The sequence below is a fragment of the Streptomyces sp. LBL genome, assembly GCF_029893585.1.
Taxonomy (GTDB): domain Bacteria; phylum Actinomycetota; class Actinomycetes; order Streptomycetales; family Streptomycetaceae; genus Streptomyces.
Window position 1 is genome coordinate 20,290 of record NZ_JARXYX010000037.1, and the last position, 15,434, is coordinate 35,723.

The following is a 15,434-nucleotide window of genomic DNA, read 5'->3' on the forward strand; positions in this document are numbered from 1 at the left end:
ATTCCCGTCCGGGGAGTTCACCGAAATCAGTCCCTCAGCAGGTCCGGCACACCGTCCACATCCGGGGCGTCCCGCTCCCCCGACACCACCGTGAGCTGCTGCGTCGCCCGGGTCAGGGCCACGTACAGCACCCGAAGTCCCGCCGGTGACTCGTCCGCGATCTCCGCCGGGGAGACGACGACCGTGGCGTCGTACTCCAGGCCCTTCGCCTCCAGGCTGCCGAGCGCCACCACCCGGTCACCGAGTCCGGCCAGCCAGCGCCTGGCCTCCTCGCGGCGGTTCATGGCGACGACGACGCCGACCGTGCCGTCCACCCGGTCGAGCAGGTGGGCGGCCTCGGAGCGGACGGTCTGGGCCAGGGAGTCCCGTACGCCGGCGCTGTGTCCCCTGTTTGTTGCGTTCGTGGCGTTCGTTGCCACAAAACGCGGCTGTACGCCGGTGGAGCGGACCGCCGACGGGGACGCCATACCCGGCATGGCCAGCGCCAGCACCTTCGCGGCCAGCTCGGCGATCTCGGCCGGGTTGCGGTAGTTCACCGTGAGCTGGAAGCGACGGCGCGGGCGGGTACCGAGGGCCTCGTCGCGGGCCTGGGCCGCCTCGTCGGGGTCGGACCAGGAGGACTGGGCCGGGTCCCCGACGACCGTCCAGGTGGCGTGCCGGCCACGGCGGCCGAGCATGCGCCACTGCATCGGCGTGACGTCCTGGGCCTCGTCGACGATGACGTGGGCGTACTCGGTGCGCTCCTGGGCGAGCCGCTCGGCCCGCTCGCGCTGGGTCTCCTCGCGCACCGGCATCAGCTCCTCCAGGCCGGTGAGCTGGTCGAGCGGGTCCGCCTCGCGCTTGCGGCGGGGGCGGGCGGGGGCACCGAGGATCGCCTGGAGCTCGTCGAGCAGGGCGATGTCGTGCACGGTGAAGCCTTCGCGGCGCAGGGAACGGGCAACCTTGCGGACCTCGCCGGGGTTGAGGATCCGCCGGGCCCAGCGGCCCAGCCGCCGCTCGTCGGCCATGGCGTCCAGGACGGCTCTCGGGGTCAGCTCCGGCCACCAGGCGTCGAGGAACTCGAGGAAGCTGTCCTCGGAGCTGACGTCCTCGTCGAAGGAGGAGCGCAGCTCGGCGGCCAGCTCCGGGTCGGTGTGCCGGCCGTTCGCGCCGGACCGCGTCCACAGGGCGTCCAGAAGCAGCTTGCGGGCGCGGGGGCGCAGAAGGTTCACGGGGGCGTTGCCACCGAGGACGCTCTGCCGGATACGGTCCAGCTCAGCGGCCTCCAGCTCCAGCCGCCGGTTGAAGGCGACGACTCTGAGCCGGGTCGGCGGGCCGGCGGTGGCTTGCGGCGCCACCGGGGTGCGCTGACCGCTCTCGCCGGGCTCGCGGCCCTCGTCGCTCTGGTCGCTCTCATCACTCTGGTCGCTCTCGTCGCTCTCGTCGCCGAAGGCGAGCTGACCGAAGGCGAGCTGACCGGAAACGGGGCGGCCGGAAGCGGGGCGGCCGGAGGCGCCCGGGCGCGGGTCGGCGTCCCTGCCTCCCGCAGTGCCGGGACCCGCGCCGCCGGGACCCAGCTCCAGGGCCCCGCGGGCGGCCTTCCGCAGCACCTTCAGCATGCGGTAGGAGCCCTTGGCGCGGGCCGTGGCCGGGGAGTCGTACAGCGTGGCCTCGGCGCCGGCCGCTTCGTCGGCGAGTGAGCCGATCGCCCGGATGGCGACCTGCCCTTCCTCGCCGAGGGAGGGCAGCACGCCTTCCGTGTACGCCACGAGCAGCGGGGTCGGGGAGACGATGAGGATGCCGCCCGCGTACCGGCGCCGGTCCTGGTAGAGGAGGTAGGCGGCCCGGTGCAGGGCGACGGCGGTCTTGCCGGTGCCGGGGCCGCCCTCGACGTAGGTCACGGAGGCGGCGGGTGCGCGGATCACCAGGTCCTGCTCGGCCTGGATGGAGGCGACGATGTCCCGCATGGTGTGGGTGCGGGCCTGGCCGAGGGCGGCCATCAGGGCGCCGTCGCCGATGACCGGGAGTTCGTGCCCGCCGAGGAACGCCTTCAGCTCGGGGCGCATCAGGTCGTCCTCCACGCCGAGGACCTTGCGGCCCTTGGAGCGGATCACCCGCCGGCGCACGACCCGGCCCGGATCGACCGGGGTGGAGCGGTAGAACGGGGCGGCGGCGGGAGCCCGCCAATCGATGACCAGCGGAGCGTAGTCGGAGTCGAGGACCCCGATGCGGCCGATGTGGAGGGTCTCGGCGATGTCTGCCGTGTTGTCCTCCCGCACCGCGCCGTCGGCGGGCTCCACGGCGGTGTACGCGCCGTCGGGTCCCTTCTTGCCGTCCATGCCGGGGAGCAGGTCGATCCGGCCGAAGAGGAAGTCCTCGAACTCGTTGTTCAACCTGTTCAGATGAATGCCCGCCCGGAAGACCTGGGCGTCCCGCTCCGCGAGCGCGCCCGGCGTGCCGACCTGGCCCCGTTTGGCCGCGTCGTTCATGAGGAACTCGGCCTCGTGGATCTTCTCCTCAAGCCGCTGGTACACGCGGTCCAGGTGTTCCTGTTCGACGCTGATCTCGCGCTCCCGCACGGAATCCTGGACGGAGTCCTGTGCGGAAACGCGAACCGCGGTTTCCTGCTGAGCCTGAGCGGCCACCGAGCCCCCTTCTGACGTGCTGGGAAGCCGTCAACCGTACGCGAAGGAGGGCCCGGGAAGCTATGCGCCCACTCTCAGTGGATTCACACGTCGACGTTGACGAGCTTCTTCCCGTCGAACGTCATGACCTCGATGTGGTCGAGCTCGCTGGTGTCCATGGACACGCCGCCGTTGATGTAGAGCGGGCTCTTGGCCTGCTCGGTGGTGGCGTCGGGGAGGCCGTAGCCCGGAGCCGGGACGGACCAGGAGGCGGCCGTCTCACGCTCGCCGTTCTTCCCGACGAAGATCAGGGTGCACTTCAGCGGACCCTTGACGCCCTTGAGCTCGAGGATCGAGGAGATGCCCCAGAGCTTCTTCTGCAGGGCGACGGTCGCACTGACCTTCGTCGTGGCGTCGGTGGCCGAAACCTTGTCCTTGGCCACCGTGTTGTCGAAGAGGTCCTTGGCGGGGTTCGCCGCGAGGGTCTGGTTGCCGCCCCCACTGGTGCCGCCCGAGGATCCGCCGCTCGTCGCCATGGCCACGATCGGGCCGCCGATGATCAGCGCGGCCGCGGCCGCCACCATGTAGAAGCTCTTGCGGCGCTTCTGGGCCCGGCGCTCGGAGACCTCGTCGACGAGGTTGTTCACCAGCCGCGGGCTGGGCTTCGCGGACAGCGACTCGCCGATCGCGGGAGTGCCGGAGGCGGCCGGCAGGTCCGCGAGGGCGGCCAGCATCGGCTCCATCCCGGCGAGCTCGTCGAGCTGTTGGGCGCACCATTCGCAGGTGGCGAGATGGGCCTCGAAAGCGGTTGCTTCGGCATCGTCGAGGAGCCCGAGGGCATAAGCACCGACGGTTTCGTGCTCGTTCGGGCCCGGAGATCCCATCATGGGGCCAGACATACCCGCACCACCCGTACCGAATCCCTGTGATCCTCCGTACACACTCATCACGCCGTCACCCCCCGCTCCTCCAGTGCCAGCTTCATCGACCGCAGGGCATAGAAAACCCTTGAGCGCACAGTGCCGCTGGGTATCCCCAGGGTCTCGGCCGCCTCGTTGACGGTACGCCCCTTGAAGTACGTCTCGACGAGCACTTCCCGGTGGGCCGGGGTCAGGTCGTCGAGAGCGTCGGACAACGTCATCAGCCACAGCGCCTTGTCGATCTCGTCCTCCGCGGGGATGACCTCCAGCGGCGACGGATCGACCTCCTGCGGCCGGGCTTGCCGACTGCGGTGGCCGTCGATGACGATGCGCCGGGCGACCGTCACCAGCCAGGGGCGTACCGATCCGGTCGCTCGATTGAGCTGACCGGCGTTCTTCCAGGCACGGATGAGTGTCTCCTGCACGACGTCCTCGGCTCTCTGCCGGTCGCCGGCAACCAGACGAAGGACATACGCAAGGAGGGGTCCGGCGTGTTCCCTGTACAGGGCACGCATCAGCTCCTCATCAGGCTCCGAGGGCTGGGACATGCGATGTCGGGCCCTCGATCCACGTTCATTGGCCACGACAGAATCCTTGCGCACGCCCACCTCCGATGTCCCGGGGTTCCCCCAGTCGGTCGCTCGATCACAAGTACGCAGCCGACAAGTTGAGTGTTCAAAGTGGGGCGACAGTTTTCTTGCGAGTGTCGTGACGAGCCGGGACATGACCGCACATTCCCACTGCGCGATCTTTACATATCCACCACAACGGCAAGTTCAAGCCAGCCACCTCTGAGGTTGAGTCAATAAACGAGGTGTAACCGAAATCACGTCTATCGCCGCTCCACACAAGGGACATAACGCCGCCTCAGGCGCGGGTGGACCCCGTTTCAGACGTGAGTGAACCCCGCCTCAGGCGCGGGTGAGTGCCGCCTCAGGCACGGGTGAACCCCGCCTCAAGCGCGAGTGAGGGCCGTCTCAAGCGCGAGTGAGGGCCGTCCGACGACGGTGCCGAGCCACTCTTTCGCGGTTCCCGCAGACCTCACTGGAGCACCAGCGCCTCCTGCGCCCCCGCGAGGTGTCGAGGTAGACGAGGGGACAGCTGTCCCCTTCGCACTGCCGCAGGCCCGCGCGCGCGACCGGATCGGTGAGCAGTTCCACAACATCCCGCGCGACCGCTCCGAGCAGCGCCGCGCACTCCGGGGGGCCGGCCAACTCCCGCACCAGGGTGCCGTCCGCACCGGGTACGGCACGCGGGGCCGGGGGCGCGGCGCGGGCCAGTTCGTTGACCTGGGCCAGCGCGAGATCGTACGGCCGTCCCTCCGGGGCCAGCCCTCCGGGCACCAACTGGCCGATACGACACCGCAGTTCACGGAATCCGGCCAGCCAGGTGGGGTCGGCGTGCGCCAGCGGGGTGCCCGGTGGGACGAGTCCCGACCCGGCGATCCAGACGCGCAGCACCGCAACGGAGCCGAGGCGCTCGGCGGGGTGGGTGGTCGCGAGGAGATCCAGACAGATCCGTCCGGCGTCGAACCGCAGCTCATACGCGTCCGTGGCCATGCCCACTGCCATGTGCCTGTCACCGCCTAGAGGTCACCCCGGTGGGGAACCGTTCCCCTCACACAGTGCCTGCCCGATCCTCCGGCCGGAACCCCTCGAACCGGCGGGAGGCGAAGCCGATACGGCAGGGGAGCAGTTCGAGGGTCCAGGGGACCGTAGGTCCCGTGGGACCGGTGGGACCGGTGAGACCGGTGAGACCGGTGGGACCGGTGGGACCGGTGACCGGTCGCAGCGCGCGTCGGTCGGGCGATCACCTTTCGGCCGGCCGAGTCGGGGGCGGGGCGTAGGCCTGAGGACTTGAGGGCCCGGGGAGGGACCCCGCGGTCCGGGGGGAGCGGGGGCCAGGGACCCGGCGGTCCGGAAGGGCCCAGGAACGCCCCCACCCGCGAGGGGCGCCTACCTCACTCGTCAGTACTTCGCGTCCGACGCCGACGGATCCAACGCCAGCCGGTACCCCCGCTTCACCACCGTCTGGATCAGCTTCGGCGCCCCCAGTGCCGTACGCAGACGCGCCATCGCCGTCTCCACGGCATGCTCGTCCCGGCCCGCCCCCGGCAGCGCCCGCAGCAGCTCCGAGCGGGCCACCACCCACCCGGGCCGCCGGGCCAGGCTCCGCAGCAGGGACATCCCGGCCGGGGGTACGGGCTTCAGCTCCCCGTCCACCAGCACCGCGTGCCCCCGGATCTCCACCCGGTGCCCGGCGATCGGCAGGGTCCGCGCCCGCCCCGGCAGTTCCTTGCACAGCACCTGGACGAGGGGACCGAGCCGGAAGCGCTCCGGCGAGACCGTGTCGACGCCCCGGGCCTGGAGCGGCAGCGCGGTCACCGGGCCGACACAGGCCGGAAGCACGTCGTGGTGGAGGGCGGCGAGCAGTTCGGCCAGCAGTCCGCGCTCCTCGGCCCGGGACAGCAGCGAGGCGGCGGCGGGCGCGCTGGTGAAGGTGAGCGCGTCCACGCCGCGCGAGACGGTCGCGTCCAGCAGCCGGTCCACCGGCCCGATGTCCTCCGGCGGCATCCACCGGTACACCGGCACCCCGAGCACCTCCGCTCCCCCGGCCCGCAGCGACTCCACGAACCCGGGCAGCGGCTCACCGTGCAGCTGTATGGCGATACGGCGGCCCTCGACGCCCTCCTCCAGCAGCCGGTCGAGCACCTCGGCCATGGACTCGGAGGACGGCGACCACTCCTCGGTGAGCCCCGCGGCGCGCACCGCGCCCTTGACCTTGGGGCCGCGGGCGAGCAGTTCCACCCCGCGCAGGCGGGCCAGCAGGTCCTCACCGAGGCCCCAGCCGTCGGCGGCCTCGATCCAGCCCCGGAAACCGATCGCGGTGGTGGCGACCACGATGTCCGGCTTCTGGTCGATGACCTTCTTGGTCGCCGCGAGCAGCTCACTGTCGTCGGCGAGCTGCACGATGCGCAGCGCGGGGGCGTGCAGAACGGCGGCTCCGCGTCGCTGGAGCAGTACGCCCAGCTCGTCGGCCCGACGCGCCGCGGTCACTCCCACGGTGAAGCCCGCGAGGGGGCCGTTGACCGGTCCCTGCTGTTCCTCGTACATAACTTCTCGTCCCGGAGTCGTTTGCACCTACCCACAAGGTGATGGCACCTGCATGCCGAGCGAGCCTGTCAACGGCACGTGACAGGCTCGGTTCGGCTGCGTGACGCCAGTGTTACGTCACACCTCGGCGTAGTTGAGCTGTGGCTTCGCCTCTGTGGCCGCCGTGGCCGTGTCCTTGGCGGCCGAGCGGCGAAGGTATACGGCCCAGGTGACCACGAAGCAGGCCGCGTAGAAGGCGAGGAAGGCGACGAACGCGCCGGTGCCGGAGCCGTAGGAGAGGAAGGACTGCCGGAAGGCGAGGTTGATGCCGACGCCGCCGAGCGCGCCGACCGCGCCGATCAGACCCATGGAGGCACCGGAGAGACGACGCCCGTAAGCGGCGGCCGCCTCGCCCTCCAGCCCCTTGGCCACGGCCTTCGTCTGGAAGATGCCGGGGATCATCTTGTACGTCGAGCCGTTGCCGAGGCCGCTGAGGACGAACAGCACCACGAACGCGACGGTGAACAGTCCCAGCGACTTCTGCATGCTGGCGGCGATGAGGACCGCGGTCGCCACACCCATGCCGACGTAGTTGTACAGCGTGATCTTCGCGCCGCCGTACTTGTCGGCCAGCGCGCCGCCCACCGGACGGATCAGCGACCCGAGCAGCGGGCCGATGAAGGTGACGTACGCCGCCTCCAGCGGGGTCCGGCCGAACTGGTTCTGCAGCACCTGCCCGAAGGCGAAGCTGTAGCCGATGAACGAGCCGAAGGTACCGACGTAGAGGAAGGCCATGATCCAGGTGTGCCCGTCCTTCGCGGCGTCCTTGGCGGCTCCGGTGTCGTTCTTCACGTTCTCGATGTTGTCCATGCAGAGCGCGGCGAGGACGGCGGCGACGACGATGAGCGGGATGTAGATCCCGAGCAGCACACGGGGTCCGCCGCCGGCGCCGATGATCGCGAGGGCGGCGAGCTGGATGACCGGGACGCCGATGTTGCCGCCGCCCGCGTTCAGACCGAGCGCCCACCCCTTCTTACGGAGGGGGAAGAAGGCGTTGATGTTGGTCATGGACGAGGCGAAGTTACCGCCGCCGATACCGGCCAGCAGGCCGATCAACAGGAACGTGTTGAAGGAGGTCCCCGGCTTCATCACCGTGAACGCGGCGATGGTCGGGATGAGCAGCAGGCTCGCGGAGATGATCGTCCAGTTCCGCCCGCCGAAGATCGCGACAGCGAAGGTGTACGGCACCCGGACGACCGCGCCGACCAGCGTGACCATCGACGTCAGCAGGAACTTGTCCGCCGGGGTGAGCCCGTACTCCGGGCCCATGAAGAGCACGAGCACGGACCACAGGGTCCAGATCGAGAACCCGATGTGCTCGGAGAGGACGGAGAAGAGGAGGTTGCGCTTGGCGACCTTCTCTCCGGTCTCCTTCCAGAAGGTCTCGTCCTCCGGATCCCACTGCTGGATCCAGCGGCCGCCCCTGCCTGGGGATGCGGGGGCTGTGCTCGGGGCTGTCATGACGCCTCCACGGTGCTCCGGGACTCGGTGGTGCTTTTCGGGTGCTGAGCGGTGATGAGTCCCGAAGGTAGGGAGGGCGCGTTTCCGGACCTGTGGCTCTGGGTGACCGGAAGGGAACTTTGCTCTCACCGACAGTGGAGGCGGGATGAGAGGTTTCGGAACCTCATGCGAATCGTTTCATATATGAGCAAAAACTGTCATAACAGAAGGGCAGGTCACCGGGGTTGCTTCACGCACCTTCCTTGCTTATCGTTTATCGATAGCATCGATAAACGATAAGCAAGGCGGGGAACCATGACCGAAGACCGGAAGATGCTCGAACCCATGGCCACGGTCGTGTCCGTCGTTCTGCGCATCCTGCTGGCCTTCCTGACGGCAGGGCTCATCCTCTCGGTCGTCCACGGCAATTGGGCGAACCCCGAGATCTGCGTCGCCGACGAGTCGACCACCAGCTCGGTCACCGCCCGCGCCTTCATCCCCGAGAACGGGGTGGAGGTCGACTCGATCCCCCGCTACTGCGCCGAGGCACCCGACACGCAGCTGCGCTTCCTGAACGAGCTCGGCGAACTGCCGTCGACGCTGCTGCTGATCAGCGGCCTCTTCCTGTTGCACCGACTCCTGCAGGGAGCGGCGCGGGGCGGTGTCTACACAGTGCGGACGGCATCCCGGCTCCGCCTGCTCGGCTGGTGGCTGCTCGCCGGGAGCCTGGTCGCCGCGATCGTCGAGGCCAACGCCGAAGCAGCTCTGCTCGCGGCACTGGCCAAGACCGCGGACTTCACGGCCGGAACCTGGCTGAACTTGTGGACGCCTCCCTACCTGGCCGTACTGACCGGTCTCGGCCTGCTGACCTTCGCGCGGATCACCCGCGCGGGCACGTCCATGCGCGAGGACCTCGAAGGGGTCGTCTGATGGGCGCCGACGACCACGAGGGCCATGACATCGAGGTACATCTCGACAAGCTCCTCAGCGAGCACGGCATGACCCTCACAGAACTCGCCCACCGCGTCGGCGTGACCAACGTCAATCTGTCCGTGCTCAAGAACGGACGCGCCAAGGCGATCCGGTTCACCACCCTCACCCGGATCTGCGAAGTCCTGCAGTGCCAGCCGGGAGACCTGCTCAGCTACCGCCCCGGATCATCCTCCGGAAGCCCTGAGGAGCCCTGAGGAGCCCCGAGAAGTCCGGACCCGCACGACCGACTCGACCACGTTCCTCCTCATCTCGACCCGTTCCCCCGTTTCCCCTTCATATTTTCCCCTTCATAAGGAGACCCAGATGTTCGGCGTCATGGATACCGGTACGAAGATCGCGATCGCGGTCGTCCTCGCCGTCCTGATCACCGCGGCCGGCGTCCTGGTCCGGTGGCTCACGCGCGACTGAGCCCCTCGGTCGGCGTACGCGGTCCGTTGCGTACGCCGACATGTGTGCTCCCGCCTGACGCCGCGCCCGCCACCCCGGAGGCCGCCCGGACCGTTCTGGTCCCGTCGGCCTTACGCATGCCGAGCCCGCGGGGTCGCGACCACCCACCCGGCACCCCGCCGACCGCCCACCTCGAACCACAGCAACTTCCCGCCGGCACCCAGCCCGAGCAGCCCCTCCCCGAGTGGCCAGCCACCCCAGACATCCGCGTAACGCTCCACGAGGTACAGCCCGCGACCCCCCTCGGCATCCGCGGGAACAGGCGAGACGTGATCCCAGGGAGGCTCACCGAAGGGTGCGGGGACGTGCGGATGGCTGTCCCACACCCCGACCCGCAACCGCCCGCCTCCCAGTGAGGTCAGCCGCAGCGAGGCCGGCCCCTTCGTGTGCCGGTAGGCATTGGTGACCAGCTCGGACGTCAACAACTCGGCGTTGTCCGCGACTTCGCACTCACCGCACCCACCGTGCCCGTCGAGCGCGGCCCGCACGGTCATACGTGCGACCCGTGCCGCGCGGGGGTCATGGGGCAGGCGGAGGGCGTACGTCCACACCTACGGCGGTGACGGCTCGAACTGTGTCGAGATAGCCACCCCCTTCACCACCGTCCATATACGCGACTCGAAGAACCCCGAAATCGCAACTGCAAGAGGACAGCAACCGCGGCCACGAACTCGGTCACGGTGTCAGTCACTTGATGTCTCTTCCATGATCATCAATTACACCGGTGAGCGTACAGACCCGATCCCGGACCGTGGTGTGCGTGCGTGGCCGGGTGGGGCCGTTCAGACGTCCAGGCCGGCCTCGATCCGCTTCAGGCCGTGCCGGGCGAGGGCCAGGTTGCTGCGGCCCCGGTCGAGCGCCAGGTAGAGGAAGAGGGACCCCTTGCTGCTGCCGAGTGGCCGGATCAGGTGGTACTGCTTGCCCAGTGTGATCAGGATGTCCTCGATCACCTCGTTCATGTCCAGCGAGGCGAGCGTGCGCATCTTGGAGCGTACGACCTCGGTGTTTCCCGCCGCCGCGAGTTCGAGGTCGAGGCCCTGGCCGCCTCCGAGTACGCCGAGCGCCATGCCGCTCTCGTAGTCGACGAGGGCGACGCCGAGCGCGCCTTCGATGGCCATGGCTTCCTTGAGCGCGATCTCGATGCTCATGTTGTTGCCTCAATTCTTCAGTGCTGCTGACCGGCCGCTATCCGGCCATCTACGATCGAACATGCGTGACCCGAGGGTCACAAAACGTCAACTCTTTGCATGTTGTGGAAGTTGACGTTCAAAGTACTGTGCGACGGAGGGAGTGGGAGGGCGAATGCGGGAAACGACAACGGCGCTGCAGGCTTCCCTGCACCGGCTCCTCGACTCACCCGGGGTCACCGGCGTCGCTCTCGTCGACGCGGTCACCGGCCTGACCTACGGCGTCGCGGGAGACATCGCCGAGGCGGAGGACCGGGCGGAAGCCTCCGAACTGGCCGCTCTCATCGCCGAGCGACTGGGCGCGGCGGGGGCCGAGGGAGAGTTGGAGAGCGTGGTGACGACCAGCACGAAGCGCCAACAGGTGCTCTTCGCCGTGGCGCGGCCGGCGGGTGATCCCCTGCTGCTGACGGTGGGACTCGACCGGGACCGGGCCAATGTGGCGCTGACGCTGCGGAGTCTGGGCGACCGGGCCGGAGAGGTGCTGGCGTGAAGGCGCCCTCGGCACGCAATGTGCCCGCGCTCCTGCTGGGCCTCCGCGAGGAGGGCTTCAGCGGAACAGTGCGTGTCTCCGGTCACCCAGGAGGAACGATTCACCTGCGGAACGGGCTGGTGGGCGCGATCGAGACACCGGGCGCGCCGACCGTCACGTCGACACTGCTCACCTTGGGCCGGATCAGTGACGAGGCCTGGCTGGCCGCGTGCGCCGCGGAGCCCGACGCGGACCGGCTGGGCGGACACCTCGTGGCCGCCGGACTGATCGGCGCCGCCGAACTGGAGGTTGTCTGCGCCGCGGCCGTGTTCGACGGCGCGTTTGCCATGGCCCTGAGTGCCCTTGGCCGTTGGGAGCTGTCCGACCGTGAGCCGGCGCTCGTCGCCGAGCCGGGCGTGGAGCCGCGACAGCTGGCCGAGGAGACCTCCCGGCGCATGACGCTGCTGTCCCGTTCATGGGGTGCGCCGAGCGAACTGACTCGTGTCCGTCCCACGGTGGTCACGGGATCGGGCCCTCATCGGTCCGACGGGCCCGCCCGTCGGCACCAGGACATCCTCGACAGTGTCAACGGACGCCGTACACCGCGTGACATCGCCTTCAAGCTGGGGCGCGGACTGTACGCGGTCATGCTGGACGTCATGCGGCTGGAGGCGCTCAACCTCGTCCGGTGGGACACCACGGCCGCCCCTGACGGCCGACCGAGCACCGCCCCCCGCGCACCGCGGACGGACCCCTCCACCGAGGCACCGGCACCGAAGGCGGTGCCCCTGCCCAAGCGCAGACCCGGGGGCGGATTCCCCGGGGCCGACGGCGTGCAGATGGGTGGGTAGTGAGTCGGGACGACGACCGGGCGGCGAAGTCCCGGCAGCGGACCACCGGTGCCCGTTCCCAACGAGCCCCTACGCGCAGTCAGAAAGAGACCAAGGCCCTCAAAGGGCAGGAAACGGTCAAGGCTACGAAACTTCAAGAACAAGCAACGACACCGCAGGACCAAGAACAAGCAACGACGGACGCACGCCCCACGCCGGACGCGGACCCCGGTTCCCTGCCCGCACGGATTGCGCTACCGGTCCGCCGACCGCTACCCCGCGGTGCGGCAGCGGATCGCATGATCCCCCGGAACGAGGCCGAGCCCCGGCCCGCGATGGCGCCCGCACCCTCGTCTGCTCTCTTTTCCATGCTGTCGGCCGAGGATTTGTCAGCCGATCAACCATCGGTCGAAACGCTGCGGCGTGTCCGCGAAGCTCTGCAGGCTCTCCCGGAGTCCGACTGACTCCGTGAGCCCGTTTGAACCATACAGGTACCGGCATATGCCCGGAACAAGGAGCACGTCAAATGACCGAAACCCTACCCCCTGATTCCCTGACCGACATTCTGACCTCGCTGCGCGAACGGGTGATGGGGGTCTCCGAGAGCGTCCTGTCCACCGTGGACGGCCTCCTCGTCGTCGCCGACGCGGACACGGTGCACCCGGAATCCGTCGCCGCCCTCGCCGCCGCGACCCTCGGCATCGGTCGCCGGATGGCCGACACCACCGGCGTAGGAGTGCTCCGCGAGGTGGTCGTCCGCTGCGGATCAGGCCACGTCGTCGTCATGGCCGTCGGCGACCGCGCTCTGCTCACCGTCAAGGGCGACGACGGCCTTGACCTCGCCGCCTTCCAGCGTGAATCGCCGGTTGCCGTCGAACAGCTGAACAAGGTACTGGCCTCGGACGCGACGCACTGAGCCTTCGTCGCCCTCAGTGGACTGTTGAAGGCCCGGTCATGCTGGCGGGTCAGCGGCCGAGGCCCACAGCCCACGAAGGGCGCCAGCTTCAACCCGCCGCGGGATGCCTCGTTACCGAGGCATCCCCACCGGCATTGCCCCTACCGGCGTGTCAACTTCTTCGTCACTGCTGCCGTCAGCAGATCGGCATCGAAGAGGCCACCATTGGTGGGGCGGGTGTTGGCATTCAGCATGGCCTTCGCGGTTCGCAGCGCGGCCGGATCACGGCGGACAAGTGGCTTGGTCCAGCGACTGACAGTTGTGTCCAACTGGTCCGAAGGGACGACCTTGTGCAGGATGGACAGCTCGCGTCCGACCGCAGCGTCGAATTCGTCGGCTGTCAGGACCAGTTCACGGACCTTGGCCGCCCCCACTTCGTCAAGCAGGCGAGGCAAGATACCGCCCCATGCTGGGGGGACTCCCAGGCCGAGTTCAGGCAGTCGGAAGCGGCAGTTGTCCGCCCCGACCCGCAGATCGCAGAGCACCGCGAGCCCGACGCCTGCCCCGACGACCCCGCCGTGTAATTTTGCGATGGTCACAGTCTCAGTGGTCGCGAGGGCGTGACACACACGACGTGCTTTGTGGGCGAGTGCCCGAAGTGCCCCTCCCGAGGGGTCCTCGGTGAGGAGTGAAGAGAACTCACTGCGGTCTCCTCCCAGGCAGAAGTTGTCCCCTGCGCCGGAGAGCACCATCACTCGAATGTTGGGGTCGTCTTCTGCTTCACCCAGCACGACGAGCAGTTCGTCCAGGACCCCTCCGGATATGGCGTTGCCAGCCTCCGGGGTGTTCAGCTGCACTGTGAGGATGTGGCCGTCGAGTGCCACGAGGAGGGTCTTGAAATCTTTCAGCATGTCCTTCTTCGACTTTCCGAGGTGCTCGATGGTGGCTGTTCAGGCGAGGGCAAATTGCAGTGAGGTCATGTGACGGAAGGCCACTCGTGGTGCCCAACGTGGAGGGGCGCTGATGCAGAGGCGGGTGGACCGTCTGAGCAACGAGGCGAGCACGGCTGTCGCTTCCAGCCGGGCCAAGGCATTGCCGAGGCAGTAGTGGATGCCTGCGCCGAAGCCGAGGTGGGGGGGCCTGCGGCGAATGTCGAAGGTCTGGGGATCGGCGTACTGGACCGGGTCGTGCTGAGCTGCACCGATCATGAGCTGGACCATCTCGCCCTCCCGCACGAGCACTCCGCCGAGCTCCGTGTCTTCAGGCGCCACCCGGCTGATCATGTGTATGGGCGGGTCGTAGCGCAGCACTTCCTCGATCGCGTCGGGTATGTGCTCAGGATGACAACGCAGCCAGTCCATGTGGTGGGAGTCGTCGAACAGCAGCCGGGCGGTGCTGGAGAGTACGTGCGAGGTTGTTCCCAGTGCCGCCAAGATCATGAAGAGTGCGAGGGAGTGCACTGCTTGGTCAGCGCTGTCCTGGTCGGGTTCGAGTGCGTCCCAGGTGCGGAGCCAGGAAGAAATCAGATCTTCCCCAAGTACCCTTCGGCGTTCCTGGATAAGCTCGGCGAAGTACTGGCGCAGTTCGGCTGTCGCGGCGTCGGATTGAATGAGCTGAGTCGGAGTCGGGAATAACTCCTGGGTGTGCACTTGGCCGTGAGTAAGAGAGCGCAAGAGGCTGTAATCGGACGAGGGTAAGCCCATCCATCTACCGACGGCGATAACCGGCAGCTCTTCGCTGACAATAGTGCAGAAATCCGATGGCCCTTGATGCAGTTCATCGACGAACCGATCCAGCAGGCGTTCGACCGCTATTTCTATCGAGGGCCGCAGCGTCTCCAGTGAGTTTTGACTGAATGGATTTCCCACCGATTTCCGCATTCGCGCGTGATGCGGCGGATTCAGCATCGGAAGTGAAGCGCCCATCTGTTGCGATGCTAACGCACTCCACCGCTTCGCGTCGGGCTGACTGGTGCGCCAGCCACTGTCAGGAACCTTCCAGTACCTGTCCCTCAGAATTTGGTGGCAGAGTTGGTAGGAAGTGACCAGATGCCCGCCCCATGGTGCCGGAATCATTTCACCCATCGCCATGAGCTGTTCGTAGATGGGGAAAGGATTCGCCTGCCCGTCACTTGTACGCAGACGGGAGACGAGCGAAATTATCGCGCGCCGGTCGGATACTGGAGATGCTGGGATTGACGTCACGGCAGCCTCTTACTCTTTTCTCTTTTCGCACGATCGCACAATAGTTGCGAACCGCGCATACCCTTGCGAATGTATGGTCATGCGCATGTCAGAGAAGCTCCACTGTTGCAAATATCACACAACCAGCGGTCTACGAGCCCATCACTGAAGGTCGCTGTCAATCAACCGGTCTGATACACGGGGGAGTTGCTCAGAGGCAGTCACCACGACAACGTAACCGGAAGAGTCCGTTCCTCACATCATGACCATCGCCACGATTGAGGGCTCCGAAGTGGTGGTAGCTACCCACCAAAT

General features: G+C 68.0%; 16 protein-coding genes. 6 read left to right on the forward strand and 10 right to left on the reverse strand.

What is annotated here, in order from left to right; translation table 11 throughout:
- Positions 1 to 26 precede the first annotated feature (26 nt).
- The 6 genes from M2271_RS34820 to M2271_RS34845 form a co-directional block, all read right to left on the reverse strand.
- Positions 27 to 2,624: a UvrD-helicase domain-containing protein gene (locus M2271_RS34820; RefSeq protein WP_280891429.1), complete on the reverse strand. Its 2,598-nt coding sequence runs from the start codon at positions 2,622 to 2,624 to the stop codon at positions 27 to 29.
- An 83-nt stretch (positions 2,625 to 2,707) separates the two neighbouring features.
- Positions 2,708 to 3,550, reverse strand: coding sequence for a zf-HC2 domain-containing protein (locus M2271_RS34825; protein WP_280891431.1), 843 nt, complete (start codon positions 3,548 to 3,550; stop codon positions 2,708 to 2,710).
- Complete coding sequence (locus tag M2271_RS34830; RefSeq protein WP_010039908.1) at positions 3,550 to 4,071, reverse strand: sigma-70 family RNA polymerase sigma factor; 522 nt, start codon at positions 4,069 to 4,071, stop codon at positions 3,550 to 3,552. The genes M2271_RS34825 and M2271_RS34830 overlap by 1 nt, the downstream gene beginning before the upstream one ends.
- Before the next feature lie 429 nt (positions 4,072 to 4,500).
- Positions 4,501 to 5,094 (reverse strand): CGNR zinc finger domain-containing protein, encoded by a 594-nt coding sequence (locus tag M2271_RS34835; protein WP_280891432.1) that lies wholly within the window; start codon positions 5,092 to 5,094, stop codon positions 4,501 to 4,503.
- A gap of 396 nt (positions 5,095 to 5,490) precedes the next feature.
- Positions 5,491 to 6,636 carry a uroporphyrinogen-III synthase gene (locus M2271_RS34840; protein WP_280891433.1) on the reverse strand — a complete coding sequence of 382 codons (1,146 nt, stop codon included), beginning with the start codon at positions 6,634 to 6,636 and terminating at the stop codon, positions 5,491 to 5,493.
- Between the two features lie 117 nt (positions 6,637 to 6,753).
- Positions 6,754 to 8,136 carry a nitrate/nitrite transporter gene (locus M2271_RS34845; RefSeq protein WP_280891434.1) on the reverse strand — a complete coding sequence of 461 codons (1,383 nt, stop codon included), beginning with the start codon at positions 8,134 to 8,136 and terminating at the stop codon, positions 6,754 to 6,756.
- A 294-nt stretch (positions 8,137 to 8,430) separates the two neighbouring features.
- On the opposite strand from M2271_RS34845, the gene M2271_RS34850 reads away from it, so the two are divergent.
- Positions 8,431 to 9,045 (forward strand): DUF2975 domain-containing protein, encoded by a 615-nt coding sequence (locus M2271_RS34850; RefSeq protein WP_280891435.1) that lies wholly within the window; start codon positions 8,431 to 8,433, stop codon positions 9,043 to 9,045.
- A complete protein-coding gene (locus tag M2271_RS34855; RefSeq protein ID WP_280891436.1) occupies positions 9,045 to 9,302 on the forward strand; it encodes a helix-turn-helix transcriptional regulator in 258 nt (85 codons plus the stop codon). The genes M2271_RS34850 and M2271_RS34855 overlap by 1 nt, the downstream gene beginning before the upstream one ends.
- 324 nt (positions 9,303 to 9,626) lie before the next feature.
- Here the strand turns inward: M2271_RS34855 and M2271_RS34860 are convergent, their stop codons facing one another.
- Positions 9,627 to 10,049 carry an ATP-binding protein gene (locus M2271_RS34860; RefSeq protein WP_348539218.1) on the reverse strand — a complete coding sequence of 141 codons (423 nt, stop codon included), beginning with the start codon at positions 10,047 to 10,049 and terminating at the stop codon, positions 9,627 to 9,629.
- On the opposite strand from M2271_RS34860, the gene M2271_RS34865 reads away from it, so the two are divergent.
- Positions 9,958 to 10,422 (forward strand): DUF397 domain-containing protein, encoded by a 465-nt coding sequence (locus M2271_RS34865; RefSeq protein WP_348539219.1) that lies wholly within the window; start codon positions 9,958 to 9,960, stop codon positions 10,420 to 10,422. The genes M2271_RS34860 and M2271_RS34865 overlap by 92 nt on opposite strands.
- On the opposite strand, the gene M2271_RS34870 is transcribed toward M2271_RS34865, so the two are convergent.
- Entirely contained in the window at positions 10,338 to 10,703 is a 366-nt protein-coding gene (locus tag M2271_RS34870) for a hypothetical protein (RefSeq protein WP_280891440.1), read from the reverse strand. The genes M2271_RS34865 and M2271_RS34870 overlap by 85 nt on opposite strands.
- A 154-nt stretch (positions 10,704 to 10,857) precedes the next feature.
- On the opposite strand from M2271_RS34870, the gene M2271_RS34875 reads away from it, so the two are divergent.
- The 3 genes from M2271_RS34875 (at position 10,858) to M2271_RS34885 (ending at position 12,957) form a co-directional block, all read left to right on the forward strand.
- The gene (locus M2271_RS34875) at positions 10,858 to 11,232 is read left to right on the forward strand and encodes a hypothetical protein (protein WP_280891441.1); all 375 of its coding nucleotides are present in this window, start codon (positions 10,858 to 10,860) and stop codon (positions 11,230 to 11,232) included.
- The gene (locus M2271_RS34880) at positions 11,229 to 12,062 is read left to right on the forward strand and encodes a hypothetical protein (RefSeq protein ID WP_280891442.1); all 834 of its coding nucleotides are present in this window, start codon (positions 11,229 to 11,231) and stop codon (positions 12,060 to 12,062) included. The genes M2271_RS34875 and M2271_RS34880 overlap by 4 nt, the downstream gene beginning before the upstream one ends.
- Before the next feature lie 505 nt (positions 12,063 to 12,567).
- A complete protein-coding gene (locus M2271_RS34885; protein ID WP_280891443.1) occupies positions 12,568 to 12,957 on the forward strand; it encodes a roadblock/LC7 domain-containing protein in 390 nt (129 codons plus the stop codon).
- 140 nt (positions 12,958 to 13,097) lie between these two features.
- Here M2271_RS34885 and M2271_RS34890 read toward each other — a convergent pair whose 3' ends face one another.
- Together M2271_RS34890 and M2271_RS34895 are read right to left on the reverse strand one after the other, a co-directional pair.
- The gene (locus tag M2271_RS34890) at positions 13,098 to 13,847 is read right to left on the reverse strand and encodes an enoyl-CoA hydratase/isomerase family protein (RefSeq protein WP_280891444.1); all 750 of its coding nucleotides are present in this window, start codon (positions 13,845 to 13,847) and stop codon (positions 13,098 to 13,100) included.
- A 39-nt stretch (positions 13,848 to 13,886) separates the two neighbouring features.
- Positions 13,887 to 15,026, reverse strand: a complete 1,140-nt coding sequence (locus M2271_RS34895; RefSeq protein ID WP_280891445.1) for a cytochrome P450 — start codon at positions 15,024 to 15,026, stop codon at positions 13,887 to 13,889.
- Between the last annotated feature and the right edge of the window lie 408 nt (positions 15,027 to 15,434).